Annotated in this window: 24 protein-coding genes; 1 reads left to right on the top strand and 23 read right to left on the bottom strand. The window is 38.2% G+C overall.

Translation table 11 applies throughout. The features are described from left to right. Positions 1–5: 5 nt before the first annotated feature. The 22 genes from ACQKOF_RS00575 to ACQKOF_RS00470 form a co-directional block, all read right to left on the bottom strand. Positions 6–839 carry a sigma-E processing peptidase SpoIIGA gene (locus tag ACQKOF_RS00575; RefSeq protein WP_427552671.1) on the bottom strand — a complete coding sequence of 278 codons (834 nt, stop codon included), beginning with the start codon at positions 837–839 and terminating at the stop codon, positions 6–8. Between the two features lie 551 nt (positions 840–1,390). Continuing rightward, on the bottom strand, positions 1,391–2,548 hold the full coding sequence (gene ftsZ / locus ACQKOF_RS00570) for a cell division protein FtsZ (RefSeq protein ID WP_053483387.1): 1,158 nt from the start codon (positions 2,546–2,548) through the stop codon (positions 1,391–1,393). Between the two features lie 244 nt (positions 2,549–2,792). Beyond that, on the bottom strand, positions 2,793–4,076 hold the full coding sequence (gene ftsA, locus ACQKOF_RS00565; RefSeq protein ID WP_427552667.1) for a cell division protein FtsA: 1,284 nt from the start codon (positions 4,074–4,076) through the stop codon (positions 2,793–2,795). Between the two features lie 96 nt (positions 4,077–4,172). Further along, positions 4,173–4,544 carry a small basic family protein gene (locus tag ACQKOF_RS00560; protein WP_427552664.1) on the bottom strand — a complete coding sequence of 124 codons (372 nt, stop codon included), beginning with the start codon at positions 4,542–4,544 and terminating at the stop codon, positions 4,173–4,175. Between the two features lie 3 nt (positions 4,545–4,547). Beyond that, entirely contained in the window at positions 4,548–5,267 is a 720-nt protein-coding gene (locus tag ACQKOF_RS00555; RefSeq protein ID WP_427552661.1) for a DUF881 domain-containing protein, read from the bottom strand. 120 nt (positions 5,268–5,387) lie between these two features. Continuing rightward, positions 5,388–6,119, bottom strand: coding sequence for a DUF881 domain-containing protein (locus ACQKOF_RS00550; protein ID WP_370045599.1), 732 nt, complete (start codon positions 6,117–6,119; stop codon positions 5,388–5,390). Beyond that, positions 6,097–6,918 carry a cell division protein FtsQ/DivIB gene (locus tag ACQKOF_RS00545; RefSeq protein ID WP_427552657.1) on the bottom strand — a complete coding sequence of 274 codons (822 nt, stop codon included), beginning with the start codon at positions 6,916–6,918 and terminating at the stop codon, positions 6,097–6,099. The genes ACQKOF_RS00550 and ACQKOF_RS00545 overlap by 23 nt, the downstream gene beginning before the upstream one ends. Positions 6,919–6,938: 20 nt before the next feature. Next, complete coding sequence (locus ACQKOF_RS00540; protein ID WP_427552654.1) at positions 6,939–8,018, bottom strand: FtsW/RodA/SpoVE family cell cycle protein; 1,080 nt, start codon at positions 8,016–8,018, stop codon at positions 6,939–6,941. A gap of 40 nt (positions 8,019–8,058) precedes the next feature. Continuing rightward, a complete protein-coding gene (gene murD, locus ACQKOF_RS00535) occupies positions 8,059–9,408 on the bottom strand; it encodes a UDP-N-acetylmuramoyl-L-alanine--D-glutamate ligase (RefSeq protein WP_427552651.1) in 1,350 nt (449 codons plus the stop codon). Continuing rightward, positions 9,405–10,379 (bottom strand): phospho-N-acetylmuramoyl-pentapeptide-transferase, encoded by a 975-nt coding sequence (mraY, locus tag ACQKOF_RS00530; RefSeq protein ID WP_427552648.1) that lies wholly within the window; start codon positions 10,377–10,379, stop codon positions 9,405–9,407. The genes murD and mraY overlap by 4 nt, the downstream gene beginning before the upstream one ends. A gap of 125 nt (positions 10,380–10,504) precedes the next feature. Next, the gene (locus ACQKOF_RS00525) at positions 10,505–12,421 is read right to left on the bottom strand and encodes a stage V sporulation protein D (RefSeq protein WP_427552645.1); all 1,917 of its coding nucleotides are present in this window, start codon (positions 12,419–12,421) and stop codon (positions 10,505–10,507) included. Between the two features lie 57 nt (positions 12,422–12,478). Beyond that, positions 12,479–14,680, bottom strand: coding sequence for a penicillin-binding protein (locus tag ACQKOF_RS00520; RefSeq protein ID WP_427552642.1), 2,202 nt, complete (start codon positions 14,678–14,680; stop codon positions 12,479–12,481). Further along, entirely contained in the window at positions 14,677–15,045 is a 369-nt protein-coding gene (ftsL2, locus tag ACQKOF_RS00515) for a cell division protein FtsL (protein WP_427552639.1), read from the bottom strand. The genes ACQKOF_RS00520 and ftsL2 overlap by 4 nt, the downstream gene beginning before the upstream one ends. Continuing rightward, positions 15,046–15,996, bottom strand: a complete 951-nt coding sequence (gene rsmH, locus ACQKOF_RS00510; RefSeq protein WP_053483399.1) for a 16S rRNA (cytosine(1402)-N(4))-methyltransferase RsmH — start codon at positions 15,994–15,996, stop codon at positions 15,046–15,048. It lies immediately after the preceding gene. Between the two features lie 34 nt (positions 15,997–16,030). Continuing rightward, complete coding sequence (gene mraZ, locus ACQKOF_RS00505; RefSeq protein ID WP_053483400.1) at positions 16,031–16,462, bottom strand: division/cell wall cluster transcriptional repressor MraZ; 432 nt, start codon at positions 16,460–16,462, stop codon at positions 16,031–16,033. A gap of 253 nt (positions 16,463–16,715) precedes the next feature. After that, on the bottom strand, positions 16,716–18,332 hold the full coding sequence (bshC, locus tag ACQKOF_RS00500; RefSeq protein WP_427552634.1) for a bacillithiol biosynthesis cysteine-adding enzyme BshC: 1,617 nt from the start codon (positions 18,330–18,332) through the stop codon (positions 16,716–16,718). Positions 18,333–18,609: 277 nt separating this feature from the next. Continuing rightward, on the bottom strand, positions 18,610–19,005 hold the full coding sequence (locus tag ACQKOF_RS00495; RefSeq protein ID WP_370045581.1) for a DUF3397 domain-containing protein: 396 nt from the start codon (positions 19,003–19,005) through the stop codon (positions 18,610–18,612). Then, positions 19,002–19,904, bottom strand: a complete 903-nt coding sequence (locus ACQKOF_RS00490; protein ID WP_427552630.1) for a ketopantoate reductase family protein — start codon at positions 19,902–19,904, stop codon at positions 19,002–19,004. Before ACQKOF_RS00490 ends, ACQKOF_RS00495 begins: the two co-directional genes overlap by 4 nt. 633 nt (positions 19,905–20,537) lie before the next feature. Next, entirely contained in the window at positions 20,538–20,915 is a 378-nt protein-coding gene (locus tag ACQKOF_RS00485; protein WP_053483404.1) for a transcriptional regulator, read from the bottom strand. A 110-nt stretch (positions 20,916–21,025) separates the two neighbouring features. Then, positions 21,026–21,793, bottom strand: a complete 768-nt coding sequence (locus ACQKOF_RS00480; RefSeq protein ID WP_427552625.1) for an enoyl-CoA hydratase/isomerase family protein — start codon at positions 21,791–21,793, stop codon at positions 21,026–21,028. 163 nt (positions 21,794–21,956) lie between these two features. Beyond that, positions 21,957–22,130, bottom strand: coding sequence for a 50S ribosomal protein L32 (gene rpmF / locus ACQKOF_RS00475; RefSeq protein ID WP_010858320.1), 174 nt, complete (start codon positions 22,128–22,130; stop codon positions 21,957–21,959). Positions 22,131–22,154: 24 nt separating this feature from the next. Next, on the bottom strand, positions 22,155–22,688 hold the full coding sequence (locus ACQKOF_RS00470) for a YceD family protein (protein WP_427552622.1): 534 nt from the start codon (positions 22,686–22,688) through the stop codon (positions 22,155–22,157). 204 nt (positions 22,689–22,892) lie between these two features. On the opposite strand from ACQKOF_RS00470, the gene ACQKOF_RS00465 reads away from it, so the two are divergent. Then, a complete protein-coding gene (locus ACQKOF_RS00465; protein ID WP_427552619.1) occupies positions 22,893–24,104 on the top strand; it encodes a nucleotidyltransferase in 1,212 nt (403 codons plus the stop codon). 772 nt (positions 24,105–24,876) lie between these two features. Here ACQKOF_RS00465 and ACQKOF_RS00460 read toward each other — a convergent pair. Further along, on the bottom strand, positions 24,877–25,923 hold the full coding sequence (locus ACQKOF_RS00460; RefSeq protein ID WP_427552617.1) for a SepM family pheromone-processing serine protease: 1,047 nt from the start codon (positions 25,921–25,923) through the stop codon (positions 24,877–24,879). Between the last annotated feature and the right edge of the window lie 14 nt (positions 25,924–25,937).

Here is a 25,937-nt window from a genome sequence, read left to right as displayed (position 1 = left end):
CCCCTCTATGAGTTATTTGAAAGCGCTGAAAAATGTAAAATTGCTGCTGTGCTATGTGGAAAATTTTTAGCCTTTTTTGTTAAAACGATATATTCATTCGTTTTCACTTGTGAGTGCTCCCCCTTTATATGCCACTCATCAAAGCGGAAACCTAGTACAACCGATTGCTGTTGCACTGTATTGACATGAATAAATCGAATATAACGCTGATAATCTTCTGAAAACATGGATACATTATACGGATCAGTTTCTTGCCATTCTAACAATGATTTGCAAAATGCTGCAGGTAAATGTGGGCGTAATGCTGCATAAGAGACAAAGTGAACTGGTTTTCCTGATAGTGGCTCAATCGCTTGATTCCCCGTATCTACAAATGCAGAGAGTGGTATCTTTACATCAAAGATTTTTAACGTCGTAGCAAACACAAACTGACCACTTAACCGCTCAAGCTTTACAAACCCCCATTGCTTATAAAAAGCAACAAGATTACCAACAGCTAATAGTAGGCAAATAATTATAAAATGGACAACAGAAAGATTCTTTAAATACGGTTGTAATGCTGTTAATAATCCACCAATAATGATTGTTGCTGTTAAAACGATCGGTCCTTGTTTTTGAAAGCTTCGAATCTTGAAGCGAAAAGCTATCCCGATTAGTAAGATAAAGCTCAGTACCGTCGTCAACAGCATTTGACCACCTATTACAGCTACAAAACTACTACAAATAGAACTCATTAATAATCTCGTGTTCTTTACAAAAATCCCTGTTACTTTTGCCGTAAACTTGAGTATCGCTAGATTAAAAAGTGTATTAATGAGCACCAGCCATTCTCCATACATAACAGCCGCCTCCTACTTACAAAGTTAGCATGTTACACCCACAAATATTGTCAAACAATCGCATCAATTCATTAAAATGTTTTGACAAAATACATCTTTTCCTTACACATTCGAACATAATTAATTTTTTAGACCCTGAAAAATATCAAGGAAACTTTTATGATTGTTGTAGCTCTTTAAATGAGGATGATTTTTGTTCCAGGCTATTTTACGTTCCTAGCAACATAATAAAGTAAAAGGATTCACACACAGTCTTGTGTATGAATCCTTTTTTTCTCTTTTGAAGGTGGATGTCGATAAAAATTAAAAGTTGGGTGATAAAACGTGAAAGTTTATCGATAAATTTAAAAAGTTGGGCGATAATTCCTGAAAGTGTTTCGATAAAACTAAAAAGTTGGATGTCATTTTGTTAAAAGGTATGTCATGTGAATTGGTTGATTTGCAGAAAAGCCATACTTTATTTAATAGGACAGCCTGACATATTAACAACATAAAAAGCTCGTATTTCACATAATGTAAAATACGAGCTTTTTAGAAGGTTGGATGCTGATTTATCCACGATTTTTACGGTTACGTAAAAATGCTGGTACCTCAAGCATGTCATCCTGCGCATAATTTTGTTGATTTTGACGTGGTTGCTCTTGCTGTACGTGCACATCTTGACGTTGTTCACGAATCGGAGCTTGCTGTTGCTGTACAGCTTGTCTATTTGTATTTAACGTCGGTCGTGTAGTATTACGCTGTTGCTGTAGAGCTTCCTCTGAGAAACCAGTCGCAATTACTGTCACAATTATTTCATCTTTTAGATTTTCGTTAATAACAGAACCGAAAATCATATTTACTTCTTCATCTGATGCTGAAGCTACGATATCCGCAGCCTCTTGTACTTCAAATAAGCTAAGATTCGAGCCTCCTGTAATATTCATAAGGACACCTTTAGCACCATCAATTGATGATTCAAGTAAAGGACTTGAAATAGCTTTCTTAGCAGCCTCTGCAGCACGGTTTTCACCTGTAGCAATACCAATACCCATTAACGCTGAACCTTTGTTAGACATAATTGTTTTTACGTCTGCAAAGTCTAAGTTTATAAGACCTGGCGTTGCAATTAAATCTGAAATACCTTGTACACCTTGTCGTAAAACATTATCTGCTTCACGGAATGCCTCAAGCATTGGCGTAGATTTATCGACAATTTGTAATAGCTTGTCGTTTGGAATGACGATTAAAGTATCAACAGACTCCTTCATGCCACCAATACCACCGATAGCTTGAGTTTGTCGTTTGCGACCCTCAAACGTAAATGGACGCGTTACAACACCGACTGTAAGAGCTCCTAAATCGCGAGCAATTTGCGCGATAACTGGCGCGGCACCAGTACCAGTTCCTCCGCCCATTCCAGCTGTAACGAATACCATATCTGCACCACGTAGAACTTCTTCTAATTGTTCGCGGCTCTCTTCTGCAGCTTTTTTCCCTACTTCAGGATTTGCACCTGCACCTAATCCACGTGTAAGTTTTGTACCAATTTGTAGCTTTATTTCTGCTTTCGATAAATTTAGCGCCTGTGCATCTGTGTTTACTGCGATAAAGTCAACACCTTGTACACCATGTTCTATCATTCGATTGACAGCGTTGTTACCGCCGCCACCAACACCAATGACTTTTATTACTGCAAGTTGATCAACACTTGTATCAAATTCTAACATTTCTTTTTCCTCCCACGGTAACTCGACTCTGTATCATTCATTACGCATTTAAGATCAATTATGCCTCGGTATAATTGCGTCCGGAATCGGCTTTGTGCTTGCACAAAGAACTCCTTTCCGATTCCGTGACATCCGCCGGAGGCTTTAACTTCTTTCAGCAAGTGTTTGGACATCTGCTGAAAAGTAGCTTAAATCCGCATTCATTTCACCACCTATAGAGGTGGGAGACTTCTGCTGAAAGAAGTTAATCAAAAAACTTATCAAATAATTTTTTTGCTCTTCCGATTACGCTTCCTTTTGATTCTGAAGGTGCAGCATATTCTTGCTTTTTAGGTGTGGCTGCAGGAGATCCTACAACTGCATATTCAATAGGCTGCGTATTAATACTTTTTCCATAAAAATCATCTTCTAAATAGGCGTAACGAATAAGTCCAACTGCCGTCGTAAATGAAGGCTCTCTAACGCCAATATAGTCAGGTGTATATATTCTAACACGCGTTTGCAGAATCTGGCGTGCCAGTTGCGCAATACCATCAAGCTTTGCAACGCCACCTGTCAAAACAACACCGCCTGGTAAATCCCTAACACCTAGACGGGCTAACTCGTCGATGACTAACTCAAATAATTCTTCCAAACGAGCGCCAATAATTTCTGATATAAAGCGCTGGCTGTACTGATCTGTTGAATCTGTCCCTACAACCGGTACTTCGAAGAGTTCATCATCTGATGCGTCATCATAATAGGCATGTCCAAATTGATGTTTAATTTGTTCTGCCTGTTCTGTTGGTGTTTTTAAGACGATCGAAATATCTTTCGTGATATGATCGCCACCAACAGGAATGACACCCGTATGTGTTAACAGTCCCTCTTCGAATACTGTGATAGTAGTTGAACCGCCTCCTAAATCAACGAAAGCGGTACCTTGGTTTTTTTCATCCTCCGTTAATGCAAAAAAACCTGCTGCTAATGGTTGCAAATATATTTCTCGAATACTTAAACCTGCACGTTCTACACAGCGTAGAACATTGTGTAAAAGTGTTTTGGAAGTTGTGATCATCGTGGCATCCATTTCTAAACGAATACCAATCATACCTCGTGGATCTTTAATCTCATCTAAATTATCCACAATAAATTGTCTAGGAATAATATTCACTAATTCACGTTCAGGAGGTATTGACATGACTTGTGCAGATTCTACTACTCTATCTAAATCATCATCTGTAATTTCTCTATTTTCACTATTTACAGCGACAACACCTTTAACTAGCTGTAACATCGTCTGGTTAGCCGGAACTCCTAAAACGACTTCATTTATTTGATATCCTGTCATTCGTTCAGCTTGATCTATTGCTTTTCGAATCGATTGAACTGTTGCATCAATATCAACAATTGCACCTTTTCGAACTCCATTCGATTTTACATTTCCGACTCCAATTACATGTAATTGACCGTCGCTCATTTCACCTATTAATACCTTGATAGAGGATGATCCTATATCAAGAGAAATATATAAATCTTGCTGATTCAATTCACTGCACCTCCTTGAAAAAATGCTCTTATTCTCATTCTATTGTAAATTCAGCATAATGTCTAAGCAAATCGAGTATTTTGCTCAATTTTTCTCTCATTCTATGGAATTTTTGTTCCTTTTATGACGTTTCTCATCCAACCGAGTTAGTAAAATACGCCTAATTATTGCTATATTCTGGAACAATCGTACTCCAAAAGCAAAAATGGCAGCTAAATACAAATCTATCCCTAAATACACACCTAAAAAGGCTAACCCCGCTGCCAGAATTATATTAAAAAAGAATCCTGATACAAATACTTTATCGTCATATACTTGCTGTAATTGAGCACGAATACCGCCAAATAACGTATCTAAGGCTGCTAAAACAGCTATTGACAGATAATTTTCATATATAGAGGGTATTTGTATATTTGTTAACAAGCCAAGGGCAAGTCCAAATACCAAACCTAAAAATGGTAGCCACATATATTATTCTCCTTTTTCCACCTCTGTTAAATAATCATTTGTCAATGGCTGATCAAATGCTGGGATTGTTAAATGCTCAGTTGGTTCCTCAATTATTAAATTAAAGTTATCCAAATAAAAGGAATCGATAAATGTTGAGGCTTGTAACGAATTGTACATTTTTTGAGCTTCCTTAAATGAGCTTGTCCCAACATAAATTTCAAAGGGTGGTGAGGACAGTGGTACACTGTTCACTGTAGTCTTTCCATTTATGTCTCGAATGGCTGTCGTCTGGACAACGCGATTTCCATCTATCGAGACACTCGCTGCATTGTTTTTAAACAGAGCATTTAGTAATTGGGTTAGTAAATCAGGTGAAATTTCTTTGATTTCATACCCCATTTCTACTAATTCGGGCGCTGGTTCAACACGAATTATAACTCCTGGCCCTGTGACTTCCGTTAGCCCTGCCTGTAGCTTTAAATGATGGAGCGTTTCATATAATGCTGACTGTAAATTTGCTTTCTCAGATTGCTCATAGCGACCCACTACTTCATTAAGTGAGCGAATTTCTGCTAATAACGTGGAATGCCTTTGCTTTTCTTCTGCTAATTCCTCTCGTATGGCCCAAATATCTCGTGTATCTCGCTCAGCTGGTTGCTTTATGGTATTGTATTGTACCGCTATCATCAAACCGATAATAAATAGCACGATCGTTATTCGGGTATACATATTTTTTTTCAAAATAGCCCCTCCTAGACGTATCGTAACCCCTCATAGATTTACGCATTAGATCTTGAATTATGCAAAAATACATGCTAAAAAATAACTAAATTTCATCTGTAAATATTGACTAGAGAGCGTTTAACTTTCTACTTTTGCTTTTGGCATTGTAAGCTTTTGATCTGCTTCTAATGATACAACAATATTGTCATTTAATAATTGATCCACAACGCCACCATTTAAGTTTAAGGAAGCTATTAATGTTGCGGAATCTCCGACAGCCTCGATGACGAATGGAGCTGGATGCTGCTTGCCATCAATAGTAATGACAGGTCCATTGCAGCGTATATAAGAATTCGCCAAAACTCGTTGACCATTAATAGCAATTGCTTGAGCACCGGAAATTTTAAGCTCATTAAGCAATTTAAAAATATGGCTTTCATGCACGATATAATCATTAGGATTAGCAGATTTTGGATCGTAATCACCATCTTGAAGAGTTATACGTATCCCTTTTCCTTCTGAATTTAAATCGCCTAACAACAAGCGTAAATCCTCCGCTTCTTCAACAAGCTTTGAATAATCCTTTTTGCTAGCGACAAATGACTTTTCATACTTGCGAATTTTTTCTTGTAAAGCATTCGCCTCATCTGTCAATTCTTTATTACGCTCTTGCTGTGCAATTAACTCCTCACGATATGAATCCTCTTGCTCGAAAAGCTTTGAATTAGTCGAAGAACCTGCATCTCGATTATCTTTTGCCTGGTTGTAGGAATAGCCGATGATAAACCCCATAGTTATACAAACAATAAGCAACTGAAATTGTTTTCTTGAAAAGAAATTTTCTTTGCTATTCTTTTTCTTGTTGTTCATCTTTTTTCACTTCCTGGTTGGCCGCATCTTTTTCCATATCAAGGTTTGCTTGGTTATACTCATTATTGAAAGGGCGATAATACGAGCCGACCTCTAAATCGATAACCCCCTTTTCCAAATTTGGAATTTGTGCTACAAGTGAAGGGTAATGATTTAGCTTTTCTGCTAAAGTTTGAATAACAGCACGAACTTCGTAGCCGTCGTTCATGTAGAGCCTGATTGCATTAGGATTTGTTTCATTACTGTTTGTATTGACTTGAGAAATTAATGCTAATACTTCTGGATTTAGTTGTGCTAATTGCTTTACAAGCTTCTTAATTGTCTTTTCGCCAGTTATGCCGATAAATACAGGTGCATCAATCGGGATGTCATCCCCAGCTTGTTCAAAGCGCTTGCCATTTTCAAGCAATGGATAATAAGTACCGTCACCAGCTAAGTACGCAACTTTTTTCCATTCCTTAATTTCTATTGTCACGCCTTGAAGCCAATTACGTTTAACATGTGCTTCTTTCACCCATTTATCCTTTAGCAATAATTTCTCTACGTCATCTACTTTAAATCCCCACATTGACTTCCCAGTTGCAAGAGTACTTGCCTTCAAATAATATTGTTCTTCTACTAATCGAGCACCGTTGACTGTTATTTTGTTGATTTTACTGTAAGGAGATTGAAAATAAAGGAGTACTGCTAACACGATAAAGAAAAGTAATATTAGCACTATAAATTTCCGATTTGTACGCTTTTTTCGTCGCTTTTTTAGCGTAGGTATGCGATCTTCTATGTCAATTACTTTCTCCAAAAAGTACTCCTCCTTTATATTTATTTCGCTAATTGATAAATAATACCTATTATTAGCCACATTGTTACTAAAGATGTTCCTCCATAGCTGATAAAAGGCAATGTGACTCCTGTTACAGGAACTAAGCCAATTACTACTGCTATATTTAGAAATGCTTGTACGGCCAGCATTGTTACAAGTCCAATGATCGCGTAATAGGATGTTCTTGTTTTAGCCCGCACTGCAAATTTATAGCCTGCATAAATCGCCAGTACGAAAAGTGCTAAAATAACAAGTCCACCAAACATGCCAACCTCTTCAAGAATTATTGCGTAAATAAAGTCATTTTGTGGTTCAGGTAAATATAAAAACTTTTGCCTACTTTGTCCAAAACCATGCCCGAAAATCCCAGCAGGGCCTATAGCCATTAACGATTGTACAGCCTGAAACCCACTTCCTAAAGGATCGACCCACGGATCAACAAATGCCTGAATCCGCTTTAATCGATATGGCGCTGTGACGATCAAGCCTACTAACCCAGCAATCCCAGCAACCATAAACATCGCATAAAGCTTTAAAGGATACCCTGCCACAAAAAACAATAAAAACACAGAAACAACGAGAATAAAAACTGAACCAAAATCAGGCTGTAGCATAATAAGTACAACTGGCAATAATAAGATCAATCCATGCCGCCAATTAATAATCGAAGTACCCGTTTTATGCTGCGCTAAAATATGGCTCATGTATACAATGACTGTAATTTTCGTTAGCTCTGCTGGCTGAATTGTTAAAGGACCTACACCAATCCAGCTTTGAGAACCATTTCGTACAAGTCCAATTCCTGGTATAAGTACAAGGACTAGTAAAATTAACGAAAATATATAGGCCATTTTCCAAAAGGACTGCTCTTTCAAAATATTTAATCGAATCGTGATTAAAAACACTACAATGGCTACGGCAAAGTATAGACTTTGCTTCATATAAAACGGCATTTTCCCACTATAATGAACGGCACTCCAATAGGTACCTGCAGAATAGACAAAAATAATGCCGATTATAGAAAGCATCAATGTTGTGACGAGCAATAAATAGCTTTCTTTCCCTCTCAGTAATGCCATCCTTCCAAGTCAAGTATATTCTAAAATAATTACAGGCTCATTACAGCTTCATTACAGCATCAATAAAAACATCGCCTCGTATTTCAAAGCTGTCATATTGATCCCAGCTTGCACATGCTGGAGATAATAGAATAACATCGCCTTCTGCTGACATCGGCGCCGCATAATGTACTGCATCCTCAACATTTTGGGCAATGACAGTTTGTTGTACACCACATGATTTCGCAAATTCTACAAAGCGTAGTCCTGTTTCTCCAAAGGCAACAACACCCTTTACATGGCTCATGCATGGACGTAATTCTTCAAACGAATGTCCTCGATCTAAGCCACCTGCAAGTAAAATAACAGGTGCTCGGAATGCATCTAAAGCACTTTTTGTAGCTAAGCAGTTTGTTGCTTTTGAGTCATTGTAAATCTTACGTCCGTTCCATTCACGCACGAACTGAGTACGGTGACGAACTCCTCCAAACTTCGATAAAACTTCTTCCATTTTAGCTTTGTCACAGCCGACTAAAATACAAGCTGCGACAGCCGCTAAAATATTTTCTAAGTTATGCTTACCAGGCAAAGCGATATTTGCTCGATCTAGATACGGCTCACCTTGCCAGTAAATTGTTGTGTCATCCGCACTAATTCCTTCATTCGTACGTCCGTTAGAACTAAATGGTACCTTTTTAGCATTTGATTTTGTTGCATAGCCAACAACAATTGGCTGATCAGCATTGTAGATAAAATAATCGCTTTCATCTTGATTACGTGTAACACCAAATTTTGCCTCTGCATAGTTGTCAAATGTCCCATGATAATCAAGATGCGCATCATAAAGATTTGTTAATATAGAAATTTTTGGCTTAAATGTTTTAATCCCCATTAATTGGAAAGATGATAACTCTGTAACAATTACATTATCCTTGTGTGCTTCTCTTGCAACACCACATGCAACTGTTCCTATATTCCCTGCAATTAACGGTTCTAAACCACCGTTATTCAGCATGTCGAAAATTAATGTTGTCGTAGTTGTTTTACCGTTAGACCCTGTAATACCGATAAACGGCGCTTCACTAATTAAATAGGCAAGCTCAATTTCTGTCCAAACTGGGATTCCACGGCTTATTGCATCTGCTACTATTTTGTTGCTATAAGGAATCCCTGGATTTTTCACCACTAATTCAAAGCCTTCATCGAGTAAATCCTCTGGATGACGCCCACAAATAACCGTAATTCCTTTTTGCAATAGACCTTGCGCATCTGGGCTTTCATCAAATGGTTTTGAATCATTGACCGTCACAAAGGCGCCAAGCTCATGTAAAATCTCAGCTGCAGCCACACCACTTTTAGCAAGACCTAAAACAAGGACTTTTTTATGTTGTAAATCTGTAAAGTTTCTCATAAGAACGCCTCCGATAAAACTGCAATCAATGCTACTGCTAAAGCAGTTGACCAAAAGACAAGTACTACCTTCCATTCTGACCAACCTGATAATTCAAAATGATGATGAATAGGACTCATTTTAAAAATACGTTTTTTACGAAGTTTGAAGCTACCTACTTGTAAAATAACGGATAATGTTTCAATAACAAACACCAATCCAATTAATAACAGTAAGAATTCTACTTTTTCTAAAACAGAAACCATGGCTAAAGCTCCACCTAATGCTAACGAACCCGTATCTCCCATAAATACCTTTGCAGGATTCGCATTGAAAAGTAAAAATCCTAATAATGCACCTGTCACCGCAAATGCAAATAAGGCAATATCAGCTTGATCTTGGAATAGAGCAATAACACCAAATGCTGCAAAGGCAATGGATGCAGTACCTGCCACAAGTCCATCTAATCCATCTGTTAAATTCACCGCATTCGAGAAGCCAACTAACCAGAAAATTAAAAAGGCTATATAGAAATTACCAAGATCGATCGTCCAATCTGTCAATGGTATAGCAAGTGTTGTATCAAAAGATCCTACATGTAGTAAGAAATAAGCCAAGACCGCAATAACAATTTGACCGATAAGCTTTTGAAATGATGTTAGTCCTAAATTACGTTTAAAAACAACCTTTAAGCTATCATCTAACAAGCCGATTAACCCAAACCCTACTAATACTAATAACAGTACGACGGTTTGTGTTGTAAATAAATCTAAAAAGCTACCTACACCAACAGTAGTGAGGATAATGGCAAGTAAGAAAATAATGCCGCCCATTGTTGGTGTACCAGCTTTTTTCATATGGGATTTTGGTCCCTCTTCACGAATACTTTGACCGAACTTTAATCGGCGAAGAAGTGGAATACTAATTGGTGCCAGGATAACTGTTACTATAAAAGCAAGAGCTAAAATGGTAAGCGTTGTTGCGAGTTTCATTGAAAAATCTCCTTTAAATCTTGTTTCACTTTCTTCTTAAAGAAAAAAGCACAAACTTTCATGTATTTATTACTACCCTTCATAATAATAGTGGTTCTTTCCCATTTTTTAAAGGTAAAGTTAAATTAGTTTTCTAAATAAAGATGAATGGTGCCATCTTGTTTGATAACACTATCCACTTCAGGCAGTTGATTGCCAATTTTAGTCCCTTCTCCATGCCATACAATACGGAATGGATATTGTTGCTTGGCAATATCGTCCTTCGTTTGACCAATAAAACTTGGTACCTTCACAGTGATTGGGTCACCCCAACGATAATCCTTTTCAAGCTGTTCCTTCGATTTTTCAATGCCAACAAAAGGCGCAACATCTTCAATAATTTGACCAACGATTGGAGCTGCTATCACACCGCCAAACTGTGTTCCCTTTTTCGGGTTATCTACTGCTACATAAACGACAATTTGCGGATTATCCGCAGGTGCGAAACCAATAAACGATACGATATATTCGCCGTCTTTATAACGGCCATTCTCTACCTTTTGTGCTGTACCTGTTTTGCCGCCAATCCGTAATCCATCTCGGTAAGCTTGACGTCCTGAGCCCTTCGCTACAACAGATTCTAATGCACCTCGAACCTTTGCAGACGTCTCCTCACGAATAACCTGTTTTTTAACTTCCGGTTTAGTCTCTTCTATAACTTCTCCAGTATTAGGATTAAGAATTTTCTTCACAACATATGGCGTATAAAGCTTGCCCCCATTTATTGCTGCGGCTACTGCTTGCACTTGCTGAATTGGTGTAACGGCAACACCTTGGCCAAATGAAGTTGTGGCCTGCTCAACAGGTCCAAAAGAATCCTTGGAAAATAAAATCCCTGAAGCTTCGCCAGCGATATTAGACCCTGTTTTTTCACCAAAACCAAAATCTTTAATATACTGTAGTAGTTTTTCATTACCTATTCGCTGACCTAATTCAATAAAGCCTGGGTTACAAGAATTTTCTACAACTTCGAGGAAGGTTTCAGAGCCATGACCCTCACGCTTCCAACAACGTAATCTTGCTCCAGCAACCATTGAATACCCTGGATCATAAAAAGTATCCTTCTCTAAATCCACTACATTTTCTTCTAAAGCAGCACTAAGAGTTATAATTTTGAACGTTGACCCGGGCTCATATGTCATCCAAACTGGTAAATTCCGATTGTAGATAGCAGGCTCTACCGTTTGATATTCTGCTGGATTGAAGGTTGGATATGATGCTAACGATAAGATCTCGCCAGTGTTTGGATTCATGGCAATCGCCATTGCTTGGTCAGCATCATAACGCTCCATTGCCTGTGACAATTCACGCTCGACGACCTGTTGTACATCTACATCTATCGATAGCTCGATTGTTGCGCCATCTTCACCAGCCTTCCAGGCGCTCTTTACGTTCGGTAAATTATTCCCTTTCGCATCTGTAAAGATCCGTATTGCCGAAGAATTGGCCTGTAACAGCTTATCGTATTCATATTCAATTCCCGCTAAACCTTGTGCATCATAACCTGTGAAACCTAAAAAACGGGATAATAGTGTACCGTATGGATAATCCCTTGAATAATCGACACCACTATATAATCCCTCAATCTGCATACCTTGTAACTCCACTGCTTTTTCATAGGGAATATTTTTCCCTTCAGGTGCCAGCTTTACTAAGTATGCTTTTTTCTTCATTTTTTCCAAAAGCTTTTGTTCATCTACTCCCAAAACTTGTGCAATTTTCGCTGCTGCCCCTTCAATATCCTTACTTTGCGAAGGCATGAAATATAAAGTTGGCGCAAGCTTATTTGTGACAATATTTTTCCCCTTACGGTCCGTAATATGCCCTCGCTCATTGGCAAAAGGAATTTCTCGGTCCCAGTTCTCTTCGGCTTTCTTTGTCAGATCTTTTTGATCTAATACTTGCAAGAATAACAGCCTAATAATAATCGCAGCGGCTACAAACATAAACAATACGTATAAAATACGCAATCGCTTTTTGGAATGGATAGAAATCCACTTCATTCGACATCACACCTTGTTTTTTACAACGTATGAAATAAAGTGGGCTTCTATTCAGGTTTATTCAGTTGTTTCACCCTCGGGTGGGGTCTCTACATCTTGCTTAAAGCTTTCAGCTGGCGTTTTCAGCTTCACGACAATCGGTGAACTATCTGAAATTACAGTACCTGCCGAGACGCTCTGACTAGCTACAAAGCCCTCTCCAACAACTTCAATTTCTAAATTTGCCATTGTCTTAAAAGCAAGTACATTGCGTAACGACCAATTGGTGAAGTTTGGTAATGTTACATCACCTGCTGTTTTTAAAAACACAAAATTGCCTTTAACAAGTTTTTGAGGACCTTTTGGATATTGGTCAATAATTTTACCGCCACCACCTACAATAACGGGCTGTAGACCATCGTTCGCAAGCTCTACTTGTATAGCCTCAGCACTTCGACCTGTGTAATCTTGTATTGTAGTCTCGTCAACATGCTTTACATCTTCTGGATTAACGTTTAAATACTTTAAACTATTTAACATAACTGGGTTAAATATTTTTGAAACTGGTACAGAACCAAGTTCACCCTGCTTTAACTTTGGTCTTTTTACCGAGACATACATAATGAGCTGTGGGTTATCTACAGGAGCCATTCCTAGGAATGAATACAGATACTCGTTTTCATAATATTTGCCATCTGGCTTAGGAATTTGAGCAGTACCTGTTTTCCCTGCTACTTCGTACTCTTCAAGTATATAATCCTTCGCCGTACCATCCTTAGCTGTTAACGTAGATGCAAGGATTTCTTTTACCTGTTTTGCAGTGTCGGCTGAAACTGGTTTTCCCTTGACAATCGGCTCATGCTTTTGAATAGTTTTTCCTGTCGAAGGATCAACGATACGATCTATTACATAAGGTTGCATCATTTTCCCATCATTCGCAATCGCTGTTAATGCTTGAATTAACTGAATCGGCGTTACCGTAGAACCTTGACCGAACGTTGTTGTCACTCGTTCTACTGGATATTTCGATAAAAGTGTACCCGACGCTTCATTTGGTAAATCAATGCCTGTTTTTTTGCCAAACCCAAATCGATCTAGATAGTCAAAAAAGACATCCTCACCAATAAGCTTTAATAAGTGTGCCATTGCAGTATTGGATGAACGTTGGAAGCCTTGTAAATAAGTAATCTGGCCCCAACCAACTTTATTGTAATCTTTAATTACACGATCAAGGACTCTGTATTGACCTGACATATACTTTGCATTTGGTTCCCACGCCCCTGTATCAATAGCCGAAGCGAGCGTGAACGTTTTCATCGTCGAGCCTGGTTCAATGGTCTCTTCAATAGCCTCGTTCAGCCATTTCATATTATCGCCTTCGCGTGTATCAGGATTAAACGTAGGCCGCTGAGTCATCGCTAAAATTCTACCTGTTTTCGGATCTGCCACAATAGCTGTCATCGATTCAGGGTTATATTCCTTTTCAACCGATGTCATCGCTTCCTCTAAAAAGCTTTGAATTGTTTTATCAATTGTTAAATAAATGTCATCACCATTTTTCGCAGGTGTCACCATTTTTTCACTATTCGGCAATAAATAATGGAAAGCATCTGTCTCATACTCAACCTTACCGTCTTTTCCGGTTAGTTCTTTGTTATAAGTAAGCTCAAGACCCATTTTTCCTTTTGTCGTGAACGTACCATCTTTATTTTCCTCTTTTAGCGCGAAACCAATTAAGTGCGAGGCAAAGATACCATTTGGATAATAACGTTTTAAATCGTTTATAAATAAAATCCCTGGTAATTTCTCCGCTTTGATTTTACTCATAGTGTCATGACTTATTCCACGGCCCGCACTTCCAAATTCAACTTGATAAGGCTTTTCGCCTTTATCATTTACTCTAGTAAGTTGTTTATAGATTTTTTCTTCATCCATAGGAATATATTCTGCTAATATTTTCGCAGTTTTTTCTGGATCAACTACATGTCGAGGGTTTTTTTCATCCGTCGTGGCCTTTTCATTGACGATTGCGATTATTCGATAACTAAGTGTATCCTCAGCGATGACTTGTCCATTTGTATCATAAATTTTCCCACGGCTTGCTGATATTGCACTTTCTTTGCTATATTTCGCAGCTGCCCTAGCCGCAAGCTCTTGTCCTTCCACTTCACCTGTCGCCTGTAACATAAACATTCTTGAGAACAATAGAAAAAAGAGCCCTCCATAAAAAATTAATAATAGAAAGGCTCCCCATTGGAATCGAAATCTCTTTTTTTTCATTCTCCCGGCACTACCTTTACATTTTTCTCATTTTGAGTTAAACCGAGTTCTTTAGCTTTTTTCCATATGTTTTCGTATGTAGAAAGTTCACTTACACGAACTGTCAAGTCAACATTCTTTTTAGCAATCTCTTCTGCTTCTGCTTCGATTTTTTGAATGTCCATGCTTGTTGTTTGAATTGCTGCTTGCTTATTTAAAGCTAGTACTGATAATACAGCAATAATGCTAACTAAAACTATTAGCATTGTCTTTTCAAACTTCTGGTTCGTTTTTTTGCGACGTATGATAGTGGGTTGTGGGCTAGGGGGTGTTATCGGTTGTTGCACTTGTTGTTGCTGGTGCTGCCTTACACGAACTGCTGCCATTTACTCACGCCCTTTGTCGTTAATTTTCTCAACCACTCTAAGCTTTGCTGAACGAGAACGATTGTTTACTGCTAATTCTTCATCAGAAGGAACAGTCGGCTTTCTCGTGATAAGCTTTAAAGTCGGCTTCATGTCATCGGGAATCACCGGTAAATTCGGTGGTAATTCCGGTAATGATGACGCTTCCTTAAAAATAGTCTTGCATAGGCGGTCCTCCAAAGAATGGAACGTAATGACACTAATGCGTCCACCTACGTTTATCATATCAATCGCATCGACTAATGAATCCTCTGCCGCGCCTAGCTCATCGTTAACAGCAATTCGTATTGCTTGGAATATGCGCTTCGCTGGATGTCCACCTTTACGGCGAGCCGCTGCTGGAATACCCTCTTTAATAAGTTCTACAAGTTGGCCGGTTGTTTCGATCGGCGCCACCTTACGTGCCTCTTCGATTTTACGAGCAACTTGCTTTGAAAATTTCTCTTCTCCATAACGGAAAAATATACGTACTAAATCTTCATATGCCCATTCATTCACGACATGAAAAGCTGTCAGTGTTGCCGTTTGATCCATGCGCATATCTAGCGGTGCATCATGGTGATAACTAAAACCTCGTTCTGGTGTATCTAGCTGTGGTGAAGATACGCCTAAATCATATAAAACACCATCAACTTGCTCAATACCAAGCGCTAATAGCTCTTCTTTTAAATAGCGGAAATTCGAATGAACAAATGTCACACGCTCAATATACGGCGCCAATCGAATTTTTGCATTGTTAATAGCTGTCATATCTTGATCAAAGCAAATTAAACGCCCTTTTTCAGATAATTGTTGTACTAAATATTCACTGTGTCCTGCTCCACCTAACGTACAGTCCACATACACACCATCAGGATCGATGTTCAACCCATCAACTGTTTCTTTTAATAGCACGGTTGTATGATCGAACATACCACTCGCTCCCTCCAGGCCTTAACTAAAAAAATTAAAAATCAAAGCCAATCATATTTTCTGCAATTTCATTAAAGGATTGTTCCGACTCACTAAAGTAAGCCTCCCAAGCATCTTTCGCCCATATTTCAATTCGATTCGAAACTCCTAACACGATACATTCTTTCACAAGATGTGCATATTGCATAAGAGTTGAAGGAATATTAATACGCCCCTGCTTGTCTATTTCTACTTCCGTTGCTCCAGAAAAGAAAAACCTTGCAAAAGCACGTGTATCCTTTTTGGTCATCGGTAAGCCCTTTAATTTTTCTTCGAGTTTTCGCCATTCATCCATAGGATAGCCAAATAAACAATTATCAAGTCCGCGTGTCACAACAAATGTTTCACCTAAGGCGTCACGAAATTTTGCGGGCACGATTAATCGTCCTTTCGCATCAACAGAGTGTTGATATTCTCCCATGAACATGCTATTCACCCCACTTTATTAAATAATGTACCACATCCCCCCACTTTCCTCCACTTTTTTTAAAAAAAACTTGACATTTTAACACTCAATGTGTGAATAGACCTTTAACAAATTATTGAATCCATGCTAAATGACATAAAAAAAGAGCTACCCTTAGTAGGATAGCTCTCTATTTACTATTTATGTCGACATTGTTCATCAAATCAACATTGTATTAAATTGTTAATTGGGTATAAAGTTACAAACATTGGAATTATAAATAAATTAAATAGTGGTGATCGCCAATGCTATAATTTTGTTTCAGCATTTCAGTAATTAACATAGGTCCAAACTCATTGAAATATTGATAAGGATTATAAGTTCTTTCCTGGAATCCTTCATTTGGATATAACTCATTTTGTAGCGTCATAAATTTTCGAATTGTCGTTTCATGCTTGTTTAGAACAGTTTGTTCAACCTTTTGATGTAAATACTCAAATTGCTTTAGATGATTCTCTTTATTTTTTACAAGAATTTTATCTAGTAATAAATGTTGCTCTTCTAAATAAAGTTGAAGTGCATCATATTTTTCTAAAAGCTCTCGTTGCATCATCTGAATTTGACGTGTCACCTCAGTATCTTGTACTTCAGCAATAAACTGTTCTTTAAGCTGCAATGCTTTCCCATCCCAAACTTCAGCAACATTTAAACGATATTCACGTAAAAGTTGTTCTACGTGACGTGTGACAATCGTGATATGAAGACGTGGAGCAAAAATCGGCATTTGTAAGCCTAATACCGCAAATGCATCCTTCAATGTCGCCCAGTACGCAAGCTCCCCTGGTCCACCAACAAACGCTAGCACAGGCAATGTCATTTCCTGCATTAACGGGCGCGTCACAACGTTATTACTTAGCTGCTCAGGATGTTTTTCAGCAATTCTTAAAACTTCTTCACGAGATAGCTTGATATTTGCAGCTAGATTTACAAATTGCTGATTTTTTCTTTCTAAAAGATGTCGCTCCCCATCTTCTACATAGAATAAATTGGCCGCTTCATTTGTTGCCAAAATAGGATTGCCATAGCCTGCACGTTCAAGCTCCACTTCTTTTTCTGTTACCACTTTAGCAATTTCTTCATTTTTATGAATGATACGGGTAAAATTCTCACGTTCATATTGACGGAATTTAAAGTCCGCTGCATCAATCATCAATAAACCTTCATCTTTAAACAATTGGTTCATAAGTTGCGCAAAGAAGTCCGTAAATGTGTCACACTTATTAAGAGTATCCGATAATTGTTTAATAAGCGTTTCAGTGAATTCTGTTTCACCCATATCTTTCGCAATAGTATTTATTAATTGTGTCATTGATTCTTTATTTATACTTGTTTCAGAAGCCATTGTTTTACGTCTTGAACGTTCACCGTAAGCTCGTTTTTTAATATCATCACCATGTACTGTATACGTATGGTTAATTTCCTCTAAATCATGATCTTCACCAGCTATCCAAAAAACAGGAACAACCGGTCGCTGAAGTTTTACACTTTGCTCTTTCGCTAATGCAATGACCGAAATCGCCTTATGCACCGAGTAAAGAGGGCCTGTTAAGATACCCGCTTGTTGTCCACCGACAACTGCAACAGCTCCTTGCTCTAGTTGTTGCAAATGTTCATTCGCTTTCTTTGATATACCAAGCGGCTCCATAAATTGACGTATGATGGCTGTTAATTCTTTTTGATCATACACATGCTGATCTAAATATTGCACTCGTTTTTCAAAAGATTTATCGTTATATTCGTATTCAAAAAACTCATGGATGGCAGTATTCGACGACCAATAATCTGCTAGCAAACGATTTTTTATGGGTACTCGGATTGACTCCAGTTTCATTTAACACAAACTCCTCTACTCACTAAATCATCTTCTTACTCTTCATAAGCAAACTTGAAATAATATAAATCCCTTTACTGTTACCCTTAGAACGTTTATTCAAAATGACATTCCCTAACAAGTTTCGGAAAAACATAATACGATTTTTGTTAGATACTCAAACGTTGTTGTACATTGGAATTTTATTTATTTTTTTGCACATATAGAGTTATTACTAAAAAGCAATATTTAATGCTATTATTTTAACGCTTATGGCTTCAACATGAAAAGAAAATGCTTAGACTGCCTGTAAATATTCTATAACAGATCGAATAACACCTACTATACAAATAACAATATACGCCGTACTTAGTACTAAAAATTGAAAGCGCCAAATTTTCCTAAGTAGCGATTTCACTTCAATTTCTTTTTTTGTTTGCCAATCAATATATGTAAAAATCATTGCCATCATTATCGCCAATGTTACTAATAGTGCACTAACATTGACATTCCATAGTACACCAATTGCTAGTGGTACTGAAAAAAACAAACACAATGTTGTCACGTCCGATGCCATTCCAAAAGCATGAGTGCCTCGAATTTTAACCTTTCGACTAATTAAATAGACAATCACAAAAAGGAGGATTGGACAAAAAATAATGATACTTATAACAATATGTAAAAAATCTTTCAACGTCTTTCACCGCTCTCCTCTATTGCAAGTACTTGGTAATATAAAGTACGTAAAGTAGGCAAATTATGACCATTCGCTAGAGCTTTTTCTAGTATTACTCCTACAATCGTGTCAATTTCACTTTTTCTCCCCTGTATCCGATCCGCTAGCATAGATGATGTATTATTTGCTGTTTTTTCACATAAGTCTATCACCTTGAATAAAGGTATAGCTTGTTCTATACCTTCATAAGCATCCGTTAATTCTCGGTAGATAGTTTGCATTAACAAAAACGCTTGTTTATTCGTTACTAATTCACCATTCTTCACTTGCAATATAGCCGTTAATGGATTAATCAAGCAGTTGAATACAGCTTTCTCAAATAACATTTGTTCAGCATTAGCAACCAATTCAACTGGATATAAGGAATTTCTTACTTGTAACAAATCGTTAAACGCATCACTATTCCCTCGCTCTATCGCAATTTTGCAAACTCCTACACCTCTATGTTGTACAGTTGACTGATTTATCATTTGAGCACCGAATGACACAGAACAAAAGGCAATATTTTTTTGTGGCAATCGTAGTGCTTCGTCAAAATGCGCTAAACCATTTTGCATAAACAACAACGATACTGTACTAGGTAACGCAGATAATTGTTCGTAAAGTTCTTGTAATTGACCGTATTTAACAGCTATTACAATTAAATCTTGCTGTGATAGCTCCACTAATTTCGTAGTCGAAGCAATTTTTTGTATAGTTTTCGTTCCATCAACATTCACTCGTGTTAAATATTTCTCATTAAGTTCATCTACTTGTCCCTGCGTTCTTGTAACCAACGTTACAGACATACCAGACTCAGCTAAAAAACTTGCCGTTAACTGACCTACAGCCCCTGCACCAATAATCGCTATATCCACAATACATCACACCTCCCACATTTATAATGGACAATCTAACATAAGATAACGCCCTCCTAAACAGTTCTACCGCAATTACACCCTAGCCGCTACCGTGACATCCGCCGGAGGCTTTAGGCCAACAGATGTTTATTGCTGCCGCTTCGCTTTCGCACAGATAAATTACCACAGGACGTGGCGTTCTTAGACTGAGTTCCTCTATTTCTGCGGATGTTTGGACACCTACTAAAAGAAGTTAAATGGTCCTTTTTGTCCCTTTCTACAGAAGGAGGTGCCTTAGAATAATCTCTAAGGCACCTCCTATGCAGGTTCTTTTATTATACAGGATTGACTAAGTGTTTACGATAATATAAAAATTGAAAATTTAATCAGTGGTTTTTTCCCATTGATTATCAATCTTCACCAATCGGGATTTTACGGACCATAACCTAACTTCTTCTTTGTTTTTACTGAATTTCAAGGTAGGAGCTTTGTATCTGACGCTTTACTTTCGGTACAAATCAATTACCGTCCGTTAATGCAGGATAAATAGTTGTTGAAACACTTAGCGCAGCATTATGTTTTCGTTCAAGTTTACATTTTTTCTAAGTACCTTACTCTACAATACTTTTACCTTTCGTCGGCTTCCATATTCTAATCTTTCATTAAAGAATATCCTTGCTGCAACCATTTCACTAGTTTATCGTGCTCATTTTGTAATTCACGGTGCCTTACTTCGAGACTTTGATAGGCTTCTGTTAATTCATCAAAACTCGTTAACGCCAATTTCAAATGGCTTCGCATAGATTGTTGCGGCTGATTCCGCACAGCTAGTAGTGACTGACTATATTGACTACGTAATGTTTTATTCCAACGGAAACCACATGCTTGTTTTGTACGACCTAGTTCAGTAGCAGCCATTTCAAAAGCTTCTAACTGTGTTTTGCCATTTTGCACATTATGCAACACAATTTCTGCTAATCTTTCATCGTCTTCCTTCGTCCATTGATCTTTTCTTTTTTTCAATTCCATAATCTATCACCCTCGCATTTTTTACTACTATATGCATGAGCGAGCAAAATAGAATCATGGAATTCAAAAAGACAGTGATTATGTTTTGCTATAATCACTGCCGTTATACATTATTTATTGTTTTTCTTTGTTAGGAAATTAGCAACTGCCTCGTGGTGAGCTTCACTTTCCCACAATTTCGCACATGTACGAACTTCCTCCATAACACGTTCATACATATTACGCTCACGCCACTTACGAAGCTCAATTTCTTTATAAGCCTTATGAACAGAAGGGTGAATTTTACGCATATGTTCGATAAAATCATTCAACGCCACTTCTTTTGAACCTTCAAAAACACGCATCGCCCAGCCAATTTCATATAGTAATTCTGCTGGATAAGGCTTCGCATCGACTAGCATCTTCATCGCACGATCATGGCGAAGTCCTCGTTCGAATAAGTATGTACCGCCTCCCCAGCCGCTCGTAATTGCTAATGTCCCCTGTATAAAACCACACTTCGCATGACTTGCCACTAGACGAAAATCACAAGCTGTTGCAATTTCACAACCTCCACCAACTGCTGTTCCATTAATCAACGCAATCGTTGGTACAGGCAATGTTGCAAGGTCATATAATATTTTACCCATCTTACCTAACATCCCGAACGCCTCATCCTCTGTTTCGAGCGAATGAAATTCAGATAAATCGCCTCCTGAGCAAAATGATTTATCCCCCGCACCCGTCACGACTAAAAAACGTACATCATCATGATTTCGAATATATGTGATGACTTCTTGGAGCCCATCCATAACCTCATCATTAACCGCATTCCGTTTTTCTTCTCGATTAATCGTAAACGTCATAATACCTTCTTTATTATCAATTATGTAAGCCACACTATTTCCCCCTTTGTCCCGATGGATAAATTGTATCACACAATTATTATAGTACTATATATCTTTTCATTATTGCCGAAAGATTCCGTCTTTTCTAGTCAACAAAAAGGCTAGTAAAGAGCCATGGTCTCTCTACTAGCCTTTTAAGTGAGCAAACACTGTATTATTTGCTTACTACTTCTTTACCTTTGTATTGTCCGCAAGCTTTGCAAACACGGTGTGATAATTTTGCTTCCCCACAGTTTGGGCAAGCTACCATACCAGGTACAGATAGTTTGAAATGCGTACGACGCTTTCTTTTTGCAGTTTTAGAAGTTCTTCTAAATGGTACAGCCATTGATGGCACCTCCTTACAGATCGTCTATTCGTCTGTTTGATCAAAATACTTAGCTAAATTAGCTAGTCTTGGATCCACTTTTTGTGTGTCAGCTTTTTTGTGTAGTTCAACGTCTTCATCTGTTGCGTAAGACCAGTTTTTACCACCTTGCACTTGTCCTTCGGTATTCTCCTTGAACACTTGCAAAGGTATTTCAAGAAGCACTAACTCCTCGATAACCGGCTTCATGTCGATTACTTCACCATCAATATAGTGAAGTTCTCCGTCATCTTCCCCTCGTTTATCCTCGTCAATCCAGCTGAAAACTTCAACTGTCTCAACTTCGATAGGAAACTCAACATCTTCCCATGTGCGTGCACATGGTAGTGTTAACGTCGCTGTCACTGTTAGCTGACATGTCATTTGCGATGCACCGAAAGTACATAGCCCTTTTACATGAACGGGCGAAATTGCTCGAATATCCTGGTTTCGCTCCATCACCTCGTCCAACTGGACATAGGCATCGATTGGCATCCCGTTTTGGCGGTATTTAGATAATTGATGAATTGACCATTTCATTCGTTTAATCACCTCGAGACAACAATGTTGATTATATAATGTGTAAAAATAGATGTCAAGATAATTTCTTGTCACCACAATAAAACCCACCTATAATTATATATTATAATAAGTGAATTTGCTCCAAATCGTTCTATAATAAGCAAAAGGCTCCAAATTCACAAGAACGAGAAGCAAATAAAATTGATTAAAGGGGGCTTAAATTTGCAAGCAGTCGGAATAGTTGTTGAATACAATCCTTTTCACAACGGACATGCCTATCATTTACAACAGGCAAAAAAAGTAGCACAAGCGGATATTGTCATCGCTATCATGAGTGGGGATTTTTTGCAGCGTGGTGAACCAGCCATGGTCGATAAATGGACACGCACAAAAATGGCTCTAGCAGGTGGTGTTGATATGGTCATTGAGCTACCCTACGTTTATAGTACCGCACCTGCAACTGATTTCGCGAAAGGAGCAATTTCCTTACTATCTGCAATTGGTTGCGATTCTTTTGCCTTTGGAAGCGAAGATGGTTCCATTCAACCCTTTATGAATACGTTTCAGCTCATTAATAGTCATCGCACTGAATATAACGTTCTTATTAAAGAAAGCCTTAAAACCGGTGCAAGCTATCCTAAAAGTCTACATTACGCCTATAAACAGCTTTCTCAAAAGTTCCCTGCTACATACATTGATTTGGGACAGCCAAACAATATACTTGGTTTTCATTATATTGAGGCTGCCAAGGCGCTAGGTAGTAACATTAAGCCTTTAACGATCCCTCGCATTGTTGCAGGTTACCATGACGCTTTACAAGAAGGTGCATCAATTGCTAGTGCCACAGGAATACGCAAGGCTCTAGCAACAACCAACGCTCTACAAAGTGTGCAAGATTTTCTCCCTAAAGCATCGTTTGATTATTTAGCTGATTGGCACGAAAAATATGGTAAATTTGCAAATTGGGAAACTTTTTGGCCATTTTTACAGTTTACACTTATTCGTCACACACCTAATGAACTTACGCGCTATGCTGAAGTAACAGAAGGCATTGAGAACGCTCTTATTAAAGCGGCGAAAACAAGTCATTCATTCAGTAGTTTTATGGAGAAAATTAAATCCAAGCGCTATACTTGGACAAGACTTCAACGTATGCTCACACACATTTATACCGGGTTTACAAAGGAACAGTTGCAAAGCTTTGAAGCCCCATCCAGTATACGCTTACTTGGTATGAGTAAGAAGGGACAAGCCTACTTAGGGATGCATAAAAAAGACATACCTTTACCTTTAATCAGTCGTGTTGCAGCTATGGATGACGCTATGCTCGCTGTAGATATTCATGCAGCAGAAGTATACAATTTAAGTATAGAACACGGAACAAAAGAGCAAAGTCTTCCTAAAGATTATCAAACACCACCGATTCGGTTTTAAGCAATAGAAGACCACAATAAAAGGATGCCAGAAATTCTTCTAGCATCCTTTTATGTCGTTGAAAAAAATGGTCAAGGAATGTCGTGGCGCTTTAAATGAGGGTGATTTACATTCCAGGCTACTCGCTTTCCTGTGGGCGAGCGTTGAGCCGCTTCCTCCGCTTACGCTCCGTGCAGGGTCTCACCTGTCTCGCTTTCCCACGGGAGTCGAGTAGCCTTCCATTCCAATCAACAATAGTGTAGAACTTATATAAATTTTGTGCATTTCAAAAGTAAACACTATGACTACTCATCATAATCAAACAAATTCGACTTATTACAGTGACGCAATTGTACATCTGCTATTACTGCCATATGTATAAACATTTGTTGCCATCGTTGCACTTTCGCATAGAAACACCTTGTTGCTGCTACTACGTTAGAACTACGCTTTCACACAGATAAAACCCTGTTGCCGAAGTTTCTTTTTATCACAATTATAGTGACCAGAAGATACATGCTGAGTAAAGTGGTTGATTGGAGTGGAGGCTGGGCGACTCCTCGGGGATCAGCGATAGAGGAACGAAGGCTAAGAACATCACGTCCTGTGATAACGCCTTCGTGACCAACATCGGTGCTGCTGTCGCTTCGCTTTCGCGCAAAAAACATCTGTTGGCCCGAGACCCTGCAGCGAAGCGAAGTGGCTCATCGGACGCCCCCAGGAAGCTTTGCTCAGTGCGAAAGCGAAGCGTCAGCAACAAAGCGCCCAGTCGGAACTCATCTTTTTTATTTTCTTATTTCGGCTGTAACTGTTTTAAATATTCGATTGCATCATCAACCGTTTTAACCGGAACTATTTTCATTTTTGTTCCAATATCTTTAGCAGTCTTTACTGCTGTAGCATAATTAGATTCCAGTTCAGGATATTTAGCTTTCATTTCTGGAGAAATTTCATCATCTGGTGCAAAAAAGATTTCCATACCATCACGATCAGCAGCAATGACTTTATAGTCTATTCCACCGATTCTTCCAACAGAGCCATCAACCAGCATTTCCCCTGTCCCCGCAATAGCATAGCCTTTCGTTAAATCTTCATCGAGAAGTTGATCCAAAATTTCTAAAGTAAACATTAGTCCAGCAGACGGACCTCCAATATCCTCGGTTTTCATAGATACATTTGGATTTGTTTCAATAGATTTACTTTCAGTATAAGTAATACCTAAACCAGCCCTTTTCTCTTCTGATCCAGGGATTTCCTTTAATGTAATTGTTACCTCCTGTTCTTTTTTATTACGTATAAATTTAATTGTCACGTTATCTCCAAGCTGCTTTGGCTTTAAAAGATCTACAAGCATTTGTTGGTTTGTAATTTTTTGTCCGTCAACTTCAATAATTTCATCACCAGCTTTTAATAAATTATCCGAAGCACCGCCATCAAGGACATTTAATACAAAAACACCGTTAAAAAGAATTTTTGTTGGAATGTCGGCTCTCTGAAAAGCTACATACTTTGCATTAAATTGAGAATCAGACATTAATTTAAGCTGCCGAACATTATATTCCTCTTCATCCTCTAATGGATTTCGAACTTGGGAAATATCCATTAATTTTTGATATTTTTGTGTTTTCGCCCACAGATATGAAAAAGGCGTAGCTTGCTGCATAGCCACTGTCATTAAACTCATGGAACCTTCATCTTCAGTGTGGCTATTGTCCACGTTAACAAATTTACTGACATCATAAGCACTTCCTGGCTTCATGATATAAGCGTCTAGTCGGTATAACATTAAAAAACAAATCACGACTAATAACACTGCATAAATACTAATTTTTTTCTTCATTAGAAAAACACCTC

It is taken from the genome of Lysinibacillus sp. NPDC093190, assembly GCF_050280425.1.
Lineage (GTDB): Bacteria > Bacillota > Bacilli > Bacillales_A > Planococcaceae > Lysinibacillus.
The sequence above is the reverse complement of the archived record's forward strand: the minus strand, read 5'-3'. Positions and strand labels throughout refer to the sequence as shown.